The sequence below is a fragment of the Arthrobacter sp. 210 2 genome, from assembly GCF_059093025.1.
The window spans coordinates 20,033-40,274 of record NZ_JBNHIE010000011.1 but is presented as its reverse complement, the minus strand read 5'-3'; the positions used below and the strand labels follow the sequence as shown (position 1 = coordinate 40,274).

General features: G+C 66.4%; 15 protein-coding genes. 6 read left to right on the top strand and 9 right to left on the bottom strand.

The window, feature by feature from the left end; genetic code table 11:
- Positions 1–123: 123 nt before the first annotated feature.
- The gene (locus AC5RWA_RS18035; RefSeq protein WP_494058556.1) at positions 124–2,646 is read left to right on the top strand and encodes a Tex family protein; all 2,523 of its coding nucleotides are present in this window, start codon (positions 124–126) and stop codon (positions 2,644–2,646) included.
- A 75-nt stretch (positions 2,647–2,721) separates the two neighbouring features.
- Here AC5RWA_RS18035 and AC5RWA_RS18030 read toward each other — a convergent pair whose 3' ends face one another.
- A complete protein-coding gene (locus AC5RWA_RS18030) occupies positions 2,722–3,519 on the bottom strand; it encodes a ZIP family metal transporter (RefSeq protein WP_079597768.1) in 798 nt (265 codons plus the stop codon).
- 101 nt (positions 3,520–3,620) lie between these two features.
- On the opposite strand from AC5RWA_RS18030, the gene AC5RWA_RS18025 reads away from it, so the two are divergent.
- The gene (locus AC5RWA_RS18025) at positions 3,621–3,941 is read left to right on the top strand and encodes a hypothetical protein (RefSeq protein ID WP_079597767.1); all 321 of its coding nucleotides are present in this window, start codon (positions 3,621–3,623) and stop codon (positions 3,939–3,941) included.
- Here AC5RWA_RS18025 and AC5RWA_RS18020 read toward each other — a convergent pair.
- From AC5RWA_RS18020 to AC5RWA_RS18000, 5 genes are all read right to left on the bottom strand, one after another.
- Complete coding sequence (locus AC5RWA_RS18020; protein ID WP_494058555.1) at positions 3,938–4,711, bottom strand: YqjF family protein; 774 nt, start codon at positions 4,709–4,711, stop codon at positions 3,938–3,940. The genes AC5RWA_RS18025 and AC5RWA_RS18020 overlap by 4 nt on opposite strands.
- Positions 4,712–4,819: 108 nt before the next feature.
- A complete protein-coding gene (locus AC5RWA_RS18015; protein ID WP_494058554.1) occupies positions 4,820–6,772 on the bottom strand; it encodes an HNH endonuclease signature motif containing protein in 1,953 nt (650 codons plus the stop codon).
- A 456-nt stretch (positions 6,773–7,228) separates the two neighbouring features.
- On the bottom strand, positions 7,229–7,624 hold the full coding sequence (locus AC5RWA_RS18010; RefSeq protein ID WP_494058553.1) for a DUF1622 domain-containing protein: 396 nt from the start codon (positions 7,622–7,624) through the stop codon (positions 7,229–7,231).
- An 84-nt stretch (positions 7,625–7,708) separates the two neighbouring features.
- Positions 7,709–8,569 (bottom strand): SDR family oxidoreductase, encoded by an 861-nt coding sequence (locus AC5RWA_RS18005; RefSeq protein WP_494058552.1) that lies wholly within the window; start codon positions 8,567–8,569, stop codon positions 7,709–7,711.
- Between the two features lie 4 nt (positions 8,570–8,573).
- The gene (locus tag AC5RWA_RS18000; protein ID WP_115524270.1) at positions 8,574–9,485 is read right to left on the bottom strand and encodes an MSMEG_6728 family protein; all 912 of its coding nucleotides are present in this window, start codon (positions 9,483–9,485) and stop codon (positions 8,574–8,576) included.
- 157 nt (positions 9,486–9,642) lie between these two features.
- Between AC5RWA_RS18000 and AC5RWA_RS17995 the strand changes: the two genes are divergently transcribed.
- On the top strand, positions 9,643–10,230 hold the full coding sequence (locus AC5RWA_RS17995) for a hypothetical protein (protein WP_079599087.1): 588 nt from the start codon (positions 9,643–9,645) through the stop codon (positions 10,228–10,230).
- Between the two features lie 177 nt (positions 10,231–10,407).
- Here the strand turns inward: AC5RWA_RS17995 and AC5RWA_RS17990 are convergent, their stop codons facing one another.
- Complete coding sequence (locus tag AC5RWA_RS17990; RefSeq protein ID WP_494058551.1) at positions 10,408–11,064, bottom strand: transglycosylase family protein; 657 nt, start codon at positions 11,062–11,064, stop codon at positions 10,408–10,410.
- Positions 11,065–11,233: 169 nt separating this feature from the next.
- Positions 11,234–13,858, bottom strand: coding sequence for an excinuclease ABC subunit UvrA (locus tag AC5RWA_RS17985; RefSeq protein WP_494058550.1), 2,625 nt, complete (start codon positions 13,856–13,858; stop codon positions 11,234–11,236).
- Between the two features lie 48 nt (positions 13,859–13,906).
- On the opposite strand from AC5RWA_RS17985, the gene AC5RWA_RS17980 reads away from it, so the two are divergent.
- The 3 genes from AC5RWA_RS17980 to AC5RWA_RS17970 all read left to right on the top strand — a co-directional run bounded on the left by AC5RWA_RS17980 (position 13,907) and on the right by AC5RWA_RS17970 (position 16,559).
- Positions 13,907–14,968, top strand: a complete 1,062-nt coding sequence (locus AC5RWA_RS17980; RefSeq protein WP_494058549.1) for an adenosine deaminase — start codon at positions 13,907–13,909, stop codon at positions 14,966–14,968.
- Positions 14,969–15,229: 261 nt separating this feature from the next.
- Positions 15,230–16,150: a pullulanase X25 domain-containing protein gene (locus AC5RWA_RS17975; protein ID WP_494058548.1), complete on the top strand. Its 921-nt coding sequence runs from the start codon at positions 15,230–15,232 to the stop codon at positions 16,148–16,150.
- 109 nt (positions 16,151–16,259) lie between these two features.
- Positions 16,260–16,559, top strand: a complete 300-nt coding sequence (locus AC5RWA_RS17970) for an acylphosphatase (protein ID WP_115524274.1) — start codon at positions 16,260–16,262, stop codon at positions 16,557–16,559.
- Positions 16,560–16,563: 4 nt separating this feature from the next.
- On the opposite strand, the gene AC5RWA_RS17965 is transcribed toward AC5RWA_RS17970, so the two are convergent.
- The gene (locus tag AC5RWA_RS17965; protein ID WP_494058547.1) at positions 16,564–20,214 is read right to left on the bottom strand and encodes a TM0106 family RecB-like putative nuclease; all 3,651 of its coding nucleotides are present in this window, start codon (positions 20,212–20,214) and stop codon (positions 16,564–16,566) included.
- Positions 20,215–20,242 lie beyond the last annotated feature (28 nt).

The window sequence follows — 20,242 nt, the reverse complement described above, 5'->3', positions numbered from 1 at the left end:
CTTTGCGGGCGGGAGCGGAATACCCTTGCCCGGCACCATTCGGACGCCCTGCAACGGCTGCCAGCTCACTCCGCGGTGGAACCGGCAGTGGAGCCGGACAGGCGGGTAAGGCAAGATGTTCTGGTGACTCAACTGCCGCAAGCGCCCTCTTCCGTTGCATCTGCTGCCTCAAAGCCGGACGACGCCATCTACGCCCAGATCGCTGAAGAGCTGGGCGTGAAGGCCTGGCAGGTGAAGGCGGCTGTCGAGCTGCTCGACGGCGGGTCGACAGTCCCGTTCATCGCCCGGTACCGCAAGGAAGCCACCGGGACGCTCGATGACACCCAGCTCCGTGAACTCGACGACCGCCTGCGCTACCTCCGCGAACTGGCGGACCGCCGTCGTGCCGTCCTCGAAGCGATCGAAGCGCAAGGCCAACTCACCCCCGAGCTGAAGAAGGCGGTGCTCGCTGCGGACACGAAGTCGCGGCTCGAGGACATCTACCTGCCCTTCAAATCCAAGCGGCGGACCAAAGCGCAGATTGCGCGGGAAGCAGGCCTGGAACCCCTCGCCGATGCCCTGCTGAAGCGGCCGGACCTCGACCCCGATCGTGAAGCCGCGAAGTACCTGAACGCCGAACACGCCATTGGGGATGCCGCCGCAGCGCTCGCCGGTGCCCGCGCCATTTTGGTGGAGCGGGTGGCGCAGGACCCGGACCTCGCCGCCAACCTCCGCGAGCGGCTGTGGACGCAGGGCCGGATGGTGTCCCGCGTGAAGAAGGGCAAGGAAACCGAGGGCCAGAAGTTCGCCGACTACTTCGACTTCGCCCAGGCACCCGCCGGCATGCCGTCCCACCGGGTCCTCGCACTGCTGCGCGGGGAAAAGGATGGCGTTCTTGAGCTCGACCTCGCTGAGGCAGATCCGGCGGACGACGACGCCCTGGCCGCCGCCCGCTCACGGTACGAGTCCGCGGTGGCAAGGTGCCTCGGGGTCGCCGACCGCGGCCGTCCCGCCGATGCGTGGCTGATGCAGACCGCGCAGCTGGCCTGGCGGTCCCGGGTTCTGGCCAGGCTTACGGCCGACCTCCGCGGCAGGATGTTCACCGCGGCCGAGGATGAAGCTGTTCGGGTGTTCGCAGCCAACCTGCGCGACGTCCTGCTGGCCGCCCCTGCGGGTAACCGCGCCACGCTTGGTTTGGATCCGGGGCTGCGCACGGGCGTAAAGGTCGCGGTGGTGGACGGCACCGGCAAGGTTGTGGCCACAGATACGGTGTACCCTCACGCTCCGGCCCGGAAGTGGGACGAAGCATTGGCGACGCTGGAGCGGCTGGCGCGGCAGCACGCCGTCGAGCTCGTGGCGATCGGCAACGGCACGGCGTCGCGGGAGACGGACAAGCTCGCAGCCGAGCTGATCAAGCGGCTGCCCAACGTGGACCGGAAGCCACAGAAGCTTGTAGTCTCCGAAGCCGGGGCGTCCGTCTATTCCGCATCCTCGCTCGCAGCCGCCGAATTGCCGGGCATGGACGTTTCCCTGCGCGGCGCGGTGTCCATCGCCCGGCGCCTGCAGGATCCGCTCGCTGAACTGGTGAAGATCGACCCGAAGTCCATCGGCGTGGGCCAGTACCAGCATGACGTGACGGCATCGAAACTCGACCGGAGCCTGGACGCCGTGGTGGAGGACTGCGTGAACGCGGTGGGGGTGGACGTCAACACCGCCTCACCCGCGCTCCTGAGCCGGGTGGCCGGCGTCGGGCCCTTGTTGAGCGAAAACATCGTGGCTTACCGGAACCAGAACGGCCCGTTCGCGAAGCGCGCCGACCTCAAGAAGGTGCCGCGGCTGGGTGCCAAAGCTTTCGAGCAGTGTGCCGGCTTCCTGCGGATCACCGGGGGAGCGGAGCCGCTGGACGCTTCCAGCGTTCACCCGGAGGCTTACGCTGTGGCGCGCAAGATCCTCGTTGCGGCCGGCTCAGCGCCGGCTTCTTCACTGGATCCGCGGGACTTCGTGGATGACGCGTTCGGCCTGCCTACGGTCACCGACATCCTCACCGAACTGGACAAGCCGGGACGCGACCCGCGCCCTGCCTTTGCCGCGGCGACGTTCTCGGAGGGCATCGAGAAGATTTCCGACCTGAAGCCGGGGATGGTGCTGGAGGGAACGGTTACGAATGTTGCGGCCTTCGGTGCGTTCGTGGACGTGGGCGTGCACCAGGATGGGCTGGTCCACGTCTCGGCCCTGGCCAACCGATTCGTATCCGATCCCCGCGAGGTGGTGAAGTCCGGGCAGGTGGTCCGGGTGAAGGTTCTGGAGGCGGACCCCGAGCGTAAGAGGATTTCCCTGACGTTGAGGCTCGACGACGAACCTTCCTCGGGCGGGCAGGGATCCAGGGGAGGCGGTGCTGGAAGGGCCGGGTCCGGACGGCCGGGTTCGGGACAACCTGGATCGGGAAGAGCAGGTTCCGGACAGCCAGGTGCTGGAAGGTCTGAGGGACGGCCAGCCGCGGAGCGTGGTGGAGCGCAGAAGTCCGGTGGTTCCGGCCGGCAGGATCCGCAGCGGTCCGGCGGCCAGAAGCCGCCTAATGCAGCTGGGGGACGTGGCCAGTCGCCCAAGCCCGCACCCGTGAATACGGCAATGGCTGAGGCCCTCCGCAAGGCAGGCCTCGGTAAGTAGCGGCTTCTCGCCCGCGAGGTTATCCCTCCTGGGTGGCGGATGCTGGTGGGCGGTGTTTCGGCGTAGCGGGGCCGGTCAGGCCAGCGACAATACGAATGCCAGGACGAACCCGGCCGCGGTGCTGAGTGCGACGGCCGGGCCGCCGTGTTCGTAGGCCTCGGGCATCAGCGTGTCTGCCAGGGAAGCGATGACGGCGCCGGCAGCGAATGCCAACGGTATCGAGATGGCCTCCGGGTCCGTTCCTGACAGCGGCCCGGCGCCGACAACAACGGCGACGACCAGCAAGGCCGCACAGCCCAGCCAGAGAGCCAGGATACTGCCGGTTGAACGCCCTTGGCTTCGCATGGAAGCTGAGCCGACAAGGGCTTCCGGGAAGTTGGAGACAAAGATGGCCGCGAGCAGGGCCAACCCGCCGGTGCCCTCACCCAGGGCGATTCCCAGGGCAACGTTCTCCGGCACTCCGTCCAGGGTCACCGCGGCCAACAAAGCCAGCCCTGCCGCTCCCCGTGTTGAGGCAGAAGTGGGAGCTCTATCGGACGCGGCGGCATCCGTATCCAGTTTGGCGCTGCCTTGGAACTCGTCCGCAGGCGTGGCCTGCTCCTGCTTTCCGGGTTGCGCCCAACGGTCCAGCAAAGCGCTGAGGACCGTGAACACCACCGCGCCACCTATCAGCCCGATGGCTGCGCGGATGATCCCGCCACGTTCATAGGCATCTTCGAACAGTTCGAAGGCCAGTGCTGTGATCAGCGCCCCGGCGGCGAACGCCAGAAGCATGGCGAGGAGTCGCTTCGGAAGTTCAAACCGGACACCAATGAAGGCACCCAGAACCAATGCACTGGATGCTATGACGCCGAACCACAGCGACATCAACATGCGGTCAGTATAGGAGTGCTGCGCTGACGTGGGAATACGCAATCGGTACCGGCTGGGAGAGGTGACTTTCGATGATGGTGCGTTTCTGCAAAGGTGGGTTCATGACTTACTTCCTGGAGTACACCATTCCTGCCGCGTCCCCCGATGCCGAGTTTGAGTTTCCCCATGATGAGATCAACTCCGGCACCACGATCCCTTTGACCCAGACGGACGCCGAGGTGGTGCACACCCCCGAGCTTCCCGCGCGGACGGGCATCATCGGAGCCACCGCCCCTGAGGCAAAGCTTGAAGCGGAACAGCTGATCACCCACAGCCGCGCTTCCGAGGCGTCGCTGTACTTCGACCCTTCCAACTCGTTGCAGCCCGGGGTAGGCACGCTCGTGGCGACCTTCAGCGAAGGACAAGGTTGGCGGGACGCCTAAGCCCCAGGCAGCTTGCCACGGTGTCTTACCACCCGGGGCCGGCCGAACCGGGTCCGCACTCCGGGTGAGTAGACGACGGAATCCGGCGGACCGCTCACACTGATGCCTGCCGACTGCACCAGGTCGTCCTGAAGGTCATGGAGTTGTGCCGCGTAAAGCGGCCACGGTTCATGGGTGTTCGGGATGTAGATTGTCCGGCCTCGGAATCTGCCGTGCATGCCGAACCTTGCAGTGAGGTGGATGGACAGCGGGTCATCGACCGGAGTCCCGAGGTCAGGAATGACGCTGAACGTGCTGTTTGCTCCGTGTCTGAATCGTCTGACGGAGTAGCCGGTGATTCCCTCCGGCGCGCGCCCGGACGTGGGCTCCCGGTAGCTTATCCGCGACCAGACGTAGGGTATTTCGGCTGCCCGTGCTGCGAGGACTACGGGCAGCCGGTTCGCGTCCAGACTCAGGAAAACGACGCCGCGGGTTCCGTCCGGTTCCCTTGAGTAGAGGCGCACGTTGACCTCATTGAAGCTCCCAAGATAAGGAACTCCGGGGCCGCGGCCGATGCCTGCCTCTTTCATGCGGAAACCGATAAGGCCCACCCATGACGTTCCATCAAAGAGATCCGGCCGTACTCCTGCCGGCATAAAGCGGGCAGCCACCGGTTCGGGTATCCGCCAGTGCAGGAAAATGGCGTCAGTCCAGCGCTGGTCCATGACGGCGGGCGGGGGCAATTCAGGAGGGGCAGGCCAAAAGGCTGCTGCATCCACACGATCCGTCATGTGCAGGTTCCCTTCTTTGCGGCTCTTCACGGCTCTTTGCGGCCGACCGCTCCGAACCCGTTTGCTCATGATCCCTTGGAACCGCTCGTCCAGCATGAAACACCCGCTTTATTCCTTGGGGTGGGGTGGTGGTGGGGGTTTGAAGTAGTGGTTTTGTTGGGGTTTTTGGGTGGGGTCGATGTGGGGTGGGGGGATGAATGTTGGGGTGCCGTGGGTGGTGGTGATGGTCCATTGTTCTTTGTGGATGAGGTGGTGGTGGTGTGTGCAGAGGAGTGCGCCGTTGGTGGTGGTGGTTGGTCCGCCGTGTGACCAGTAGGTGATGTGGTGGGCTTCGCACCAGGGTGCTGGGATGGTGCAGTTGGGGAAGGTGCAGCCTTGGTCGCGGGCGGTGAGGGCGAGGCGTTGGGCGGGGGTGAAGAGGCGTGTTTTGCGGCCGAGGTCGAGGATTTCGCCGTTGGTGCCCAAGAGTGCGGGGATGATGTCGGCGTCGCAGGCGATTTTGCGCAGGGTGGTGGCGGCGACGGGTCCGGTGAACACGAACGTCCCGGTCCCGGCCCCGGCGCTGGCTAGGGTGTGGGTGCGCGTTTCGCTTCCGGCCGCGGTTGCGTTGCTGGTGTTTGTCGTCGTGCTGGTGGCCCTTGCGCCGGTGTCTGTGGGTGTTCCGGGGCGTGGGGTGGTGCGGGGTCCGGTGGCTGTGTCTGTGGTTGGCCAGGGGTTGTTGGTGGGGTTGGGGAGGTGGGGGAGGAGGTCTTGGTAGTTGATGGTGGCGATGATTTGGGGGCGGTTGCCGCCGGTGGTGGGCAGCAGGTTGGTGGTGAGGGCTGCTTTGACGGCGGAGACGAGTCCGTCGAGTTGTTGCTGTGCCCGGGTGCGTCGTTCCAGGTCCACTCCGGCTTCCCGGCCCAGGTCCACGCTGGCCTCCCGCCCGGGGTTGGTGCGTTCGTCCGGGTCGGGGTCGGGGTTTGTGGTGCTGGTGTTGGGGGTGGTGGTGCGGGGGTTGGTGGCGGTGTTCATGACGGTGAGGAGGTGTTCGTATTGGTCGGTGGTGGCGAAGATCTCCACGCGGTGCAGGCCGTGGCGGGGTTTGCGGATGAACGCGCCTTGGGTGTGGCGGAGGGCTTCTTCGGTGGGTTCGGTGCCGTCGGCGTCGATGGTGTCGTTCCAGCGTTGTGCCAGGCGGGTGAGGAAGTCCGGGTCGGCGGTGACGGCGGTGGTGGTGAGGTGCTGTTCGATCCGGTCGAGGGTGTCGGCGGTGGTGTGGTGCTGGAGCCGGTCCAGGGTGGCGGTGATGATGGTCGCGGCGTGTGAGGAGAGCACCGGCCCCGCGATCATGCCCGGATCAGTGGTGGTCTGGGCGGGTTCGCCGGTGTTGGTGGGGGTGAGGGCTGTGGCGAGGTGTTCGCGTGTCGGCGGGAGGGGTTCGCCGGTGAGGCTGGTGCCGGGCAGGGCCTGATGGGCGAGGGTGAGGCGGCGGCGGGCTTCGCGGAGGGGGATCCGGAGCCGGAGCCTGAGGAACTCGGCGGTGTTCCTGCACCCGTCATCAGCCGGCGACGTCACCACAGGCGCTGTCACTACCGGCGACGTAAGCACGGGCGCTGTCATCACTGGAGAAGTGAGCGCGGGGGACGTGCTCGCCGGACGGGCAACCCCGGCTCCTGATACTGCGTGGTTGGGTGGTGCGGGCTGGTTGGGCGGTGTTCCGTTGCCGGTGGCTGCGGCGCCGCTGGTGGTTGCGGGGTCGCTGGTGGGTGTGGGCCAGTTCGCGTCGGTCTCGTTCAGGGTCTCGACGCCGTTGGCATCCCAACCGGTTAGCCAGCCCCGGCCCGGTCGCCCAAGTCGGCCCGCCCTGGCCTGGCTGGTGCGGGCGGCGTCCGCGGCGGTGATGGCCTGGGTCCAGGTGCGGTCCACGGTGGAGGCGGCGAGCAGTTGCAGGTACTCCACGGTCCGGGAAAGGTCCTCGACCTGCCCGGCGAAATTGGCCGCTGAAACATAATCCGCCCTGGCCACCTCGTCCTGGGCGGCAACAGCAGCCGCCACCAGCAGGGCTCCGATCCCCGCCAAGCCAACCGGATCTTCGACGATGGGTGCAGGGCTGGGATCGGGTGCGCTCGGTGACCTGTCTGTCCCACTGCCAGCGGATGCCGAAAAAGGGGCGGTTTTGGATTCAGTCGCAGCGTTACCGCGATCAGTTTCGGATGCAGTCGGGCCGGCGCCGGGGCAGGGGCGTGGGCCCGGAACGGGAATGTCAGGCGCCGTCTTGGCCGGGATGGCGTGAAGGCGCCCGGGAAGCCTGAGCGGTGCGTCGCCGTCGTACCCGTCATGCCGGGAATCACCGCCAGGGTGGAGAACCCGCGGGAGCGCGGCGGCGGGACTGCCGAACTCCGCAAGCTGCTCCCCAATGGCCTCCATGGGACAACTCTGCCAGTGACCACTGACAAAACATCCCACCCGAAGCCGCTATGTGGAAAACGGGGAGGAGTGAAAAGTTGGAAGCGGAAAAGACCCTCCTTACCCCGGTTATCCCGCCGTCGCTTCGGCAGAATCGCGGGAGTCGCGGGGCTCCTTCTGCCACGGCCATTTTCCGGTGATTTCAAGCTCAAGCGAAAAGCTGAGGAATGTCCGGATCAGCACAATAATCGCCAGAACTCCAACGCTTTCGAAGGTGGGCGTGACAGCGACGGTGCGGATGATATCGGCGGCCACCAGCAGTTCAAGGCCCAACAGAATGGACCTGCCCAACAACTGCCGGTACAGCCGGTAAAAGGTCAGCTTCTCGCCGCCGGCGCGCACCTTCCGCGGCTGGTACCCCCGGAAAGCAAGCGGAATGGACACCAGGGCACCGATCACCATGACAGCGACTCCGGCGAAATCAACAAACTCCCCGACCGTCTCGATGATGTGCCGAAAATCCATGGTTTTCTTGCCTCACATTTCGCTAACCCTGACCGAACCACTGAGCAGTCAGCCTAAACGGTGGAACCGTCCCGGCGATGTTGGCTACGGGTGGCGGACGCCGTTTCCCGCAAGGATGTCCCGGTAGCCTTCCCTGAACGACGGGAAGGTGGGGCTGAGACCGGTGCTCCGCAGGAGGTCGTTTCGGCAGCGCTTGTTGCCGCCGCGCGCGGGTCCCGCATCACCCACGGGCGGGGCGGCGAGGCCCATCTCAGCGGCCAGGAAGCGCAGCACAGCGCCAAGGTCAGCCGGATCGTTGTCCACTCCCACGTAAACCGGCGAGGGTTCAGCGGCCATAGTGGCCAGGTGGACGATAGCGGCCGCGGCGTCGTCACGGTGGATGCGGTTGGTGTAGCGGAGGTCCGCGGGGACAACGGCTGACCCGCTGCGCACCTGGTCGATCAGGCGGGTCCGGCCGGGACCATAGATGCCGCCCAGCCGGAGGGACACGGCCGCAGTACCCGTTCCCGCCAGCCGGGACCGCAGAAGCTCCTCCGCCTCCACCAGGACACGGCCTGAGAACCCGCCCGGCGCAGGTGTAGTCTTTTCATCCACCCAGCCACCGCCGGCGTCCCCGTACACGGCCGTCGAGGAGACAAAAAGCACCCGCTGGGGCATGGCGCCGTCGCGCTCCAAAGCGTCCAGGACGTGCGTTACCCCGCCAAGGTACGCCGCACGGTAGTCGTCCTCGGACGGCGAGTCCGCTGCCACAGCAATAACGACGGCGGTGGTGTCCGCCGGGACAGGCGGCAGCTCCGGAGCGCTCAAGTCAGCCGCCACACCTTTAATGGCGGGCGGCAGCTTGGCAGGTGAGCGGCGCCAGCCCACCACGTGATGGCCCAGGGCGGCGAACCGCAGACCTGCTTCGGTTCCGAGGTCGCCGCAGCCTGCCAGGAGGATGGTCATGCGGCTACGGGGCTTCCACCGGGAAGAACACGCGGGGATCCTGCAGAAGAGCCGGGTAGGCAAAAGCGGACCGGTCGATGATCTCCGTAACGGTGAAGTTGCGGCCGAACCTGCCGTCCTCCAGGGTGATGGGACGGCCCACCACCTGGCCTACGGCAAACTTGGCTCCATGCTCGAACGGGACCGCCACAGGCGTCTTTCCCGGCAAGGTGGAGAAAGCCTCCTCTTGCGCCAGGCGCTTGCGCGTAGGTTTCTTCACCTGTTGCTTGGGCGGCGCCTTCCGGGGCTGGCGCGAGGGGCGGCGGGATCCGTCGTCGATATACACCGGGGAGTAGTCGTCGCCCATGCCCGCCGCGGCGGCGATGCTGCCGCTCACGGGCGGAAGGGCCACCGTGGTCAACGTCTGGGGATCGACGTCGTCATGGGGATCGCGCAGGATCCACAGGATGTCACCCTCTGGCTCCTGCGGCAGGAACTCGTGCTTCGGCTCCGGCCAGACGTAGTCCATGTCCGGGTTCGCATCAGCAAAAAGGGAGCGGTAGAACTTGGGCTCCTTGCGCACCAGCTTGGAGCGGTGGCTGAGGTGGAAGTCCGGGTCGCCGAGCCACGGCGGCATGGGAATCTTCGCCGCGTAATCCGGGTGTGCCGCCTGCGGGGCGAACTCCATGATGTTGGCCCGGGTGTTGTCCGGGTGGCCCCGCTTGGTCCATTCGTCAACCATGGCCAGGCCATACATGGTCAGCGCCGGCACATAGCCCATCCACATGCGGATTGCCGGGTGGGTCTGCCAGCCGTATCCGGGAATGACCAGGGCGCGGAGCGTCTGGAGTGCCTCGACCCGTTGCTTGCCAAGCCGGGCGGTGTCCAATGCTTCGGCGCTCTGCCGGAATTCAGGGTACGGGAGGAAGGTTTGCATCCATTCAGTCTGACGGCACCCGGCGGATGTTCCAATTGCAGTGCCGAGGACCACAGGCCAGGCGCTCCGGATGTCCAGATAGTGGACCTATGCATACACAAAGGAGTTAAAACCACTAAGGTGTCCGCAACCCACCCCGCGTTCTGGAAGCCCTCTCATGACATTAACACCCGAAGTAACCACCGGAATCACCTCCCCCAGCGTGCCCCGTTACGGGCAGATGCTGAGTCCGGAAGCAAAGGGCATCCTGGTCCTTGACGAATTCACCATTGATCCTGCCGCCGCGCGCAAGGAGCAGCACCGCTTCCGTGACGGCGTGGCCGCCGTCGCCAAGACTGTGCGCCGCATCGCTGCCCTCCGTGTGGTGATCGCGCTCGTGGCCATCGGCAACCTGCCGCTGTTCCTGCTGTCCAGCGGATGGTGGATTTACGTGGTTTCGCTTGCACTCGTGGTTGGCGTGCACACCGCCGTCACCCTGTTGAACCGCCACGAACCCCGGCTCCGCCAGCAGTCCGCCCTTGAACTGCACATGCACCGCGAACGCAGCGCCAACTACCGCAAGGTGCGCGACGCCGTGAAGTACATGATCGACACCCCCGCCAGGATGAACGAGCACCTCTACCTCGAGCTGCTTGCCGCCAAGCGCGTTGCCTTGAACCTGGCCCATGGCACCGTCGCACTGCTGGACACCAGCGACGAACACGCCTGGAAGGTGCGGATCGTCCGTGAGATTCCCGCCAGCTGACAGCTGGCTTGCCGCCGCGCGTTGACGTACGGCAGGCTGGATTAAAGAACGACGCCGGCACTCCCCTTGTGGGGGCGTGCCGGCGTCGTTTTTTGGTCAACGGAATTTGTCTATCGCCGACCTGTTCATAGGGCCCGTGAGGGCTTTTGCAGCTGGCGGGCAGCTGCGGTGCAGTTTTTATAACGGAAGCTGGATGACCTGGCCCTCGAAGACGAGGTTGGGATCGGAGATGGTGTCCAGATTGGCATCAGCAAGTTGCTGCCAGCCGCCCTGGATGCCCAGCTTTTCGGCAACAATGCTCAGGGTGTCGCCGGCCTCCAGCGTGTAGGTTTCCCCGCTCAGGGCAACTGCTTTGGCATGCTTGGCGGCGGGTGCCTGGGTAACAGGAGCTGCCTGGACCGGCGCGCTCTGGACCTGCTGGACCGGTGCCTGCTGGACGGGAATCTGCTGAACGGGGGCCTGCTGAACGGGCGCAGTCCCGGTGGCGCCGCCGCTTAGGCCCAGCTGGGCAGAGCAGGAGGGCCAGGCTCCCCAGCCCTGCGAAGCTTGGACCTGCTCGGCGACGGCAATCTGCTGCTCGCGGCTCGCGTCCGCGGGTGAACCGGTGCCGCCGTATGCGGACCAGGTGCTGGCGCTGAACTGCAGCCCGCCGGAGTAGCCGTTTCCGGTGTTGGTTGCCCAGTTACCGCCGCTTTCACACTGTGCCAGGGCGTCCCACGTGGAGGTGCTGGTGGTCGCGTTTGCGGCGGTGCCGGAAAGTGCGAGGCCTGCTGCTGAGATCACGGCCACGGTAGCTCCACGGCGTGCGGCAGTACGGAAGGTTGTGTTTTTCATTATGGTGATGCTCCTGAAGGCCACCGGCGCTGGTTCCGTCCCCGGAGATCGTCGCGCCACTGCCCGCCCCTGACAAATAGAGGTCAACTTCGGTGGCTGCCGCTGGGCAGTTCTGGTGGAGGCAGCACCGGGCATTCATGCGCCCGCTTTGGCGGGCATGCATTTCACGCTAGGACATCACAGCGGCGTTATCAAATCGAGATTTTCCTGAGTATTCGCTGGTGAAATCCTGATTGAGGGCTGCCGCGAGGTAGGGGGCAGTCCGGCTGCGGCCCGACCGCGCCACAGTTTCGGGGGTCCCGGTTGCCACGATAAGCCCACCCTTGTCGCCGCCGGAGGGGCCCAGATCGATCACCCAATCAGCCCCCGCCACCACCGACATGTCGTGCTCAACAACCACCACGGAGTTGCCCGCGTCCACCAGGCCGTGCAGCTGTGCCATCAGCAGCTGTACATCGGCGGGATGCAGGCCGGTGGTGGGTTCATCCAGCAGGTACAGGGTGTGTCCGCGCTGCGCCCGCTGCAGTTCGGTGGCGAGTTTGATGCGCTGGGCTTCACCACCTGAGAGTTCGGTGGCGGGCTGCCCCAGCCGCAGGTACCCAAGTCCCACGTCCTGGAGGCTTTTCAGGCTCCGCGCCGCAGCCGGCACGTCGGCCAGGAAGTCCGCAGCGACGTCCACGGTCATGGCCAGCACGTCGGCTACGTTCCGGCCGCGGTACTGGACCTCAAGCGTCTCAGGGTTGTAGCGGGATCCGCCGCACTCCGGGCACGGGCCGTAGCTGCCGGGCAGGAAGAGCAGTTCGACGGCGACAAACCCTTCTCCCTGGCAGGTTTCGCAGCGCCCGCCTGCCACGTTGAAGGAGAACCTGCCGGCGCCGAAGCCACGTTCCCTGGCCTGGCCGGTCGCGGCAAATTCCTTGCGGACAGCGTCGAAAAGCCCGGTGTACGTTGCCAGGTTGGAGCGCGGGGTACGCCCGATCGGCTTCTGGTCCACAGTGACCAGGCGGTCGATGCGTTCACCGCCAATAGCGGTTCCCGTGGCGGCGGGCTCCGCTGCTGCATCCTGTTCCAGCGCAGTTTTGAGGCCGGAGCCCACCAGCCCGGCAAGCGCTCGTCCAACAAGAGTGGACTTCCCGGACCCTGAGACACCGGAGACCGCCGTGAGGACCCCCAGGGGAAAACGTGCGTCCAGCCCCCGCAGGTTGTGCCGGCGGACGTCCTTCAACTCCAGCCACCCTGCGGGCTCCCGAACGATTTCCGAACTACTGCGGGAAACACGGCCGGAACCGCCGTCGGCACTTCCGGTTGCCCTTCCGCTGCCCGCCGTGACGAATCCGCCGTCGTCGAACAGGAACGGCCTGGTGACGGACGCCTCGATGCCGGCGAGCCCATCCACGGGTCCGCTGTAGAGCACTTCGCCGCCGCATTCTCCGGCCCGCGGCCCCACATCCACCAGCCAGTCGGCCCGCCGGACCACGTCCATGTTGTGCTCCACCACGAAGACGGAGTTGCCGGAATTTTTCAGCTGCTCCAACACGTCCAACAGGGGTTCGGCGTCGGCGGGATGAAGCCCTGCGGACGGCTCGTCCAATACGTAGATCACCCCGAACAGACCGGACCTAAGCTGCGTGGCAATCCGGAGCCGCTGCATCTCGCCGGGCGAGAGGGTGGGCGTGGCACGGCCCAGCGCGAGGTATCCGAGGCCGAGGTCCACGAGGACCGTGAGGCGATGCAGGAGGTCCCGGGTGATGGCTACGGCTACCTCGTTGGACTCCCCGGAAAGCTGCGTGCGGGAAGCCGTGCCGGCGTCGTTCAGTTCAGCGGTGGGCCGCACGATGTCCGCAAGCTCCGCCATCGGGAGCCGGTTGAGCTCCGCAATGGTCCTGCCCGCGAACGTGACGGCAAGCGCCTCCGGCGTCAGCCCCGTGCCTGAACAGAGCGGGCACGGGCCTGACTCCATGTACGCCAAAACGCGTTCCCGCATGGACGCGCTCTGGGAATCCGCCAGGGTATGCAGGACGTAGCTGCGGGCACTCCAGAACCGCCCCTTGTACGGTTTGGCCACCCTGTCGCGCTGCGGAGTCACCTCCACTACGGGCTGTTCCTCGGTGAAGAGGATCCAGTCCCGTTGCTTCTTGGGAAGCTTGCGCCACGGGACGTCGACGTCGTAGCCCAGGTGGGTGAGGATGTCCCGCAGGTTTTTCCCCTGCCACGCACCGGGCCAGGCCGCGATGGCGCCGTCACGGATGCTCAGCGACGGGTCCGGAACCAGCGACGATTCCGTAACTGTGTGCGCGACGCCCAGGCCGTGGCATTCCCGGCATGCACCGGCTGCGGTGTTGGGAGAGAAGGCGTCCGAGTCCAGCTGGGTGCTGCCGGACGGGTAGGTCCCGGCGCGGGAGAAGAGCATGCGCAGGGAGTTTGAGAGCGTGGTGACGGTGCCGACGGTGGACCTGCTGCTGGGGGCGCCGCGGCGCTGTTGAAGTGCGACGGCGGGAGGCAGCCCCGTGATCAGCTCCACCTTGGGATTGTGGCCCTGCTGGATCAGGCGCCGGGCATACGGGGCCACGGACTCGAAGTAGCGGCGTTGCGCCTCGGCATAGATGGTGCCGAAGGCCAACGATGATTTGCCGGACCCGGAAACTCCCGTGAACGCCACGATCGCGTCGCGTGGGACGTCCACGTCCACGTTGCGGAGGTTGTTTTCGCGGGCGCCGCGGACCCGGACGAAGCCGTCGGCCGCGGAGGCGGGAGCCGGGTACTGCAGGTCATCAGCGTGCGTGGCGTTCTGCATTCGCTCGACTCTAGTGGCGAATCAGCCGCAGGGCATTATCCTGACCCGATGGAAAACTTTGCGGCCGGCAGCGCCGTGCCTGACATTGAAGCGGATGAAACCGAGCCTGCCGTCCCGGCCCGCGTCCTTCCCGTGGCCGAACTGCACCTGCACATCGAAGGGACCCTGCAACCGGAGCTGATCTTCGCCCTGGCGGAGCGTAACGGCATCGAGCTGCCGTATTCCGGGCTGGATGAACTTCGGGAAAGGTACGAGTTCACCGACCTGCAGTCCTTCCTGGACCTGTACTACGCCAATATGGCGGTGCTGCAGACCGAAGAGGACTTCGCGGCGATGACGCACTCCTATCTGGAACGGGCAGCTGCTGCCGGTGTGCGCCACGCAGAAATCATGATGGACCCGCAAGCGCACCTTTCACGGGGAATTTCACTGGAAACCTGCGTTAACGGTGTGGCATCCGTGCTGGCCACATCGCAGGAGGATTTTGGCATGTCCACGATGCTGATCGCGGCCTTCCTGCGTGACCTTCCGGAGGACTCCGCCCTGGAGGTCCTGGACGGCCTGCTGGCCATGGATGCGCCTATCGGAGCCATCGGCCTTGACTCGGCCGAGGTCGGAAACCCGCCGGCCAAATTCGAACGGCTCTATGCAAAGGCTCGCGAATCAGGCCTGCGGCTGACGGCCCATGCAGGCGAGGAGGGCCCGGCGTCGTACATCACCGAGGCGCTGGACGTCCTCGGCGTGGAGCGCATCGACCACGGCATCCGCTGCATGGAGGATCCGGAACTGGTGGAGCGCCTGGTGGATGCGCGGATCCCGCTCACCGTGTGCCCGCTGTCCAACGTGAGGCTCCGCGCCGTCGATACTTTGGCGGACCACCCGCTGCCGGCCATGCTCGCCGCCGGGCTCAATGTGTCCGTCAACTCCGACGATCCCGCCTACTTCGGAGGTTATGTGGACGACAACTTTGCACAGCTCTCGGCGGTGTTCGAGTTGTCGGAATTCGACAAGGCGCGCCTGGCCGCGAACTCCATCCATTCGTCCTTTGCGTCGGAAGAGCGGAAGGCCGAGCTGCTGGCGGAACTGAACGGCCAGGACGTCACGCCCTGACCGTCCTGTGTCCGAGGCAACAAGTGCGCCATTGTGCCGCTAAACTGGGTGCCGCAGGCGTGTCTGGGGAGTGCAGGGCGGCACCCGTACCAGCGCTGAGAGGGTTGTGCAGTCAGCCCTTACCCGAGACCTCCGCCTCACTTGTGGCGATATCCGCTTCATAGTCGGTCACGACACGCAGAGTTAACCAATTAAAGTCGCGCGATTTAATCGGCAGTTGGCAAGATGCCTAAGACCGATCGCTTTCATAAAAGGGGAATCATGGCCAAGTCCACCGCAGAAAACACCTTCCTTCGACTCAAGACCGTTCTGGATGTCCTGACCGAAGGCGTGTGGTCAGGCGATGCACTGAACGCGGGCCAGGTCCTCGCGGAAGCGACGGCCCGCGTGCCGTTCAACGAGCACGAAGCGGAACTGCTCAGCGGCGGCATTCCCCGCGGACACAAGACGCTCACCTCGGCAACCGCCAAGCTGGTCAAGGCCGGCTGGCTGGTGAAGGGCCGCTCCGGCTGGACCATCACCGAGGACGGCATGCGCGCCACCGTTGCCTACCCCGACCCGGTGTCCTTCGCCACCGCGCTCGACGCCGGCACTCCCGTTCCTGCCGACACCCCGGTCCCCACCGCTCCCGCAGGGTTCGTCCGGCCGGTCTCCGCTGCCGCGGCCACGCTGGAGGTTCCGGCCAAGGAAGAAACCGCCAAGAAGACGGCCCGCAAGACTCCCGCCAAGAAGGCAGCCGCCGCCGTGGGCAAGGCAGCGAAGGTACTCGAGGACGCCGTCGAGCCGGTGGTCAAGGCCGTCCGCAAGACCAAGGCTCCCGCCAAGGATACGGCCGCCGATGCCGCCGCCGAGCCGTTCGAGGGCCCGGACGTTGAGACGCACCCGCAACCCGAAGCCGTGGCTGTGGCCGGCGACTTCAACACCATCCTGGGTGCGCCGGAGAACTGGGCCCCGCAGTACGACGAAGCCCAGATGGAGTTCGACTTCCTGGACCAGCTTTGGAAGAAGAGCGCCGAACTGCCCGCCGGCTTCTACACTTTCAAGATTGCGCTGAACCGCTCCTGGGCCGAGAACTACGGTGCCTACGGCGCGTTCGATGGCCCCAACCACGAGCTGCACCACAACGGCGGCACGGTCACCATCCGCTACAACCACGCCACCCGCGACATCACCATCAACTAGCGCCCGTCCCCGCCCAACCAGGTAGCGTCAACTGTCGTTCTGATGCCTCATAACGACAGTTACTGCTACTTGGTTGGGCTGGGCGGGCTGTTTACCTGAGGAGGGCACCATGGCCGGGCACGACGGGTCGGCATCGGATTCGGTCCGGCTGGACGCGCGCGTGTTCGGCGTGGTGCAGGGAGTGGGCTTCCGCTTCTGGACCATGGGCAAAGCCGAGGAACTGGGCCTGACCGGTGAAGTGAAAAACCTCGACGACGGTTCGGTGGCCGTGGTTGCCGAAGGTCCCGAGCCGCAGGTCCGGGACCTCCTGGACTGGTTGAACTCCGGCCGCACCCCGGGCAGGGTGGAGCGGGTGGACAACGAGATGTCCGCAGCGGAGGGACGCTTCCGCGGATTCAACGCCCGCTGATGCGCTACTCCCGCGGGCTCAGGCCGATGAACGCACCCAGCTCCTCCAAAGCCGCAGGTTTGTGCGGCATGTAGCTGGTGAGTTCGGGGGAGCGGATGATGACCGCCCGCCACTGCCCCCGCGATACCGCCACATTGATCCGGTTCCGGTTCAACAGGAACTCGGCCCCGCGGGGAGCCTCAGCCACGGCCGAACACGCCATGGAGACGAGCACCACCGGCGCCTCCTGGCCCTGGAACTTGTCCACCGTCCCCACGCGGATATCGGGAAGGCCGGCTTCTTCCAGCGCTTTCCGGATCAGGTGCACCTGGGCGTTGTACGCGGCCACCACCAGCAGGTCCTGCGGCTCCAGCGGACGTGCGTCGCTGCCTGCACCCGGAACCCATTTCAGGCCAAGATGCCGCCTGGCCTGCCGGACCACCTCGGCCGCTTCCTCCTTGGAACCCGTGGTGTTGCCAGTGTGGTCCACGAAGACGGTTTCGACCCCGGGCGGCAGCCCCTCCAGCTCGCGGAGTGACGCAGCCGGTGCCGACTGGAGCTTCCCTTCGTAACTGAGCCGGGACACGGCAGCGCACAGCTCCGGGTGCATCCGCCAGCTGTCGGCCAGGAAGTAGCCCAGGCGTGCGGGGAGGGTAGCGTGCCCGGCCGCCAGCCACCCCAGCGCAGACTCGTCCACCGGTTCGGGGTGGGCGCCCTGCGTCACTTGCGGGAGTTGCTGGGGGTCCCCGAGCAGGAGCAGCCTCTTGGCGGCGCGGGACACTGCCAGCGTGTTGGCCAGCGAAAACTGTCCTGCTTCGTCGATCACCAGCAGGTCCAGCGAGCCGGCCGGGACTTCCTTGCCGGTCATGGTCCACGCCGTCCCGCCCACCAGGCACCCGCCGGGGGATGACAGCAGGCGGGCCACGTCGCCGTCGGCCGTCAAACTCCACGGCACGTCGTGGGGTGCAGCCAGTTTCTTGCCCACGATGGCAGGATCCACGCCGCCAGTATCGATCGCCCGGCACAGCAGGTTCTCCACCACGTTGTGGGACTGGGCCACGACGCCGATCTTCCAGCCCTCGGCCACGAGCTGGCCGATGACGTGGGCGCCGATGAACGTCTTGCCGGTTCCCGGAGGTCCCTGGACGGCGAGGTAGGAGCGGTCAAGGTCCCGCAGGGATCCGGCGATTGCGGCGGCGTAATCAGCAGAGCCGTCGTCACGGTGACGGACCTCCACCGGGCCCGGCAGGGCACGGAACCGCGGCGGCTGCTTGCGCAGGATGTCCAGGCCGGGATGTGCGGGCAGCGCAGGCACCGACGCGCCCACGGCGCCGGCGACCTCCGCGATGGCGGCTTCGATGCTGGCGGTGGCCAAAGGCTGGTCCTCCGTCAGGGCCACGGGGAGGTGCGGGTACGCAGAAACCTTGCCCGACTCACGTTCCGCAATGATGATCTCGGTGTGCTCGGGATTGTCCGGCGCCGGTGACAGCTCGCTGATCCTGGTGCCGAAGGTGTAGGCCCTGGCGCCGGGTGCGGCGTCGGGGGCAGCCATGCCGTCCGGCGCCGGTGCGTCGTACAGCCGGCACCAGCTTGAGTCAGCCCGGAAATCCGAGCCCTCCGTCATGGTGCCGCGGAGCCGCAGGACCCGGGTGCGCATCCGTTCCCGGGGCTTGGCCAGCGCCCAGTCCGAGGCGACCTCGGCGGACTGCACAACGAAGACGTTCCGCTGGTCGGACCAGCTTTCGAGGGGAGCTTCAACGCGGTCGAAGTGCTGCCACCAGAACTGCTTCCGTTCCCGGCGGTGGTAACCGGTGGCTGCTGCCACCATGGCGATGGCCCGTTCGCCGTCCGTCCAGGGCCGGGTGTCCGGCAGTCCGGCCAGGTACTCGCGAAGCCTGGCTTCCTCCGGTGTCTCATCAGGTGCCGCGGTACGCTCCCGTCCCGCAAGGCGTTCCCGCCCGCCCAGCATGCCAGCCGTATCGGCCGGCACGACGCTCCCGGCCGCAGCGTCAGTGTTCATGGCCGGCCCGCCCCCAATATCCAGGAGCCAGTCCCGGAGCCGGAGGGTGGACAGGCAGTCGTAGCGGTTGTAGTCCGAGATGGAGGTGAGGATCTTGTCAGCCTCGGCCTGGTTGCCGGAGTCCCTGGCTGCACAGTACGCCGCGTAGGCCACCACGGATGCGCCGGCGTCCTTGACGTCCCCGGAGCGCAGGTTGTCACCCATGTACAGCGGTTCCAGCTTCTTGATGGAGTAGGAGGCCTCCGAGATCCGCAGCGAATGCCGCACCGTGGCGTACAGGTCCACCAGCAAGCCCTGCCGCAGCCACTCGTCCACGGTGTCCTCACCTGCCTGGTGGGCCAGGGAAAGGTTCCGCAGCGCCGTTTTCTCATACGGCGCGTAGTGGTAGACATGCATGTCCGGGTACCGTGCCCGGCGCTCCTCCACGTACTCCAGGAAGTCCAAAAAGGCGCGGCGTTCCCCCTGCCGTGAATGTGCCCAGAACGGGCGGAAGACAGGATCATCGCCGACGCCGGGCACTGGCGCCTCGACCACACCGAACAGGTATTCGATGCCCCACACGCCCGTGGCGGGGTCCTGCCACAGCGGATCGCCCTCGAAGTCGAAAAAGATGTCGCCCTGGCTGGGCGGAGGAAGGGACCCGATGGTGTTGTCCGGCAAAACTGTATAGGAAACAGTGTGCGGCTCGCCGTCCTTGCTGAACGTCCGGGACCCTGCGGCTGCATCCAGGCCCAGCTGCATGCGGGCCTGGGCGCGGAGCCGGACCACCGAGTTCTGCGCTTCCCCGGCAGGCATCCCGGCGAGCTGCTCGATGGTGGTGATGCCGGCGGCGCGGAGCTTCCTGCGCTGCACCACGGACATGCCGGCGACCATCAGCAGGTCGCGGTGGACCTGTACCTGCTCGGCACAGTAGTCGCAGCGGCCGCAGTGGACGATGCCTGGCTGCTGCCACTCCACGGGGGCCTCGGCCTGGCGGTGTTGTGAAGTAAGGTGGCGGAAGCGCCGGCGTCGTTCCCGGAAAACGGGCAGCAGGTCCGGAAGGGAATGGCTGCTGCGGAGCCAGTCTTCGCCGACCCTGGTGCCCAGCACCAGGGTGGCGACGGGGGAGGGCTCCAGGCCCATTCCCAGGAGTTGGTCGCCGTAGGCGGCGAGCTGCAGCAGGGCGCCCACCTTGGCGTGCCGGGCCAGCTTGGTGTCCCACACCTCGTAGCGGCCCGGGTTCTTGGTGCCTGCGGCCTCGTTTACCAGGAAGTCGGCGTAGCCCAGGAATTCGCCATCGAAGAAGGTGGCCTGGAACACGACGTCCGCCCCGGACCGCAGCGCCAGCTCGGTTTCCGCGTGCTTGGCCTGGAGTTCGCCACGGAGGTTCGGGCCACGTTCCAGCGAGTAAACGCCCGCACCACGGCTGGCGTCCCACTCGCCATACTTGGCGATCAGGCTGGCCAGTACGGTTGCCTCATGCTTGTCGCCCAGGACGCCGGCGCGGGCCTGCATCTCGTCCGCCGGAAATTCTGCTTTAGGGGCCCGGCCCAGCTTTTCGTCCAGGATCCGGAGCGTGCGGTACTCGCACTCGCTGGCGGCCACCAGGTCACTGGCGGAGAACACCAGGTCCGGCGGCGCACCGGCATCACCGCCGGCAGCTTCGAGCAGAAACACTGGGCCTCCCCATTGACATCCGGACCGT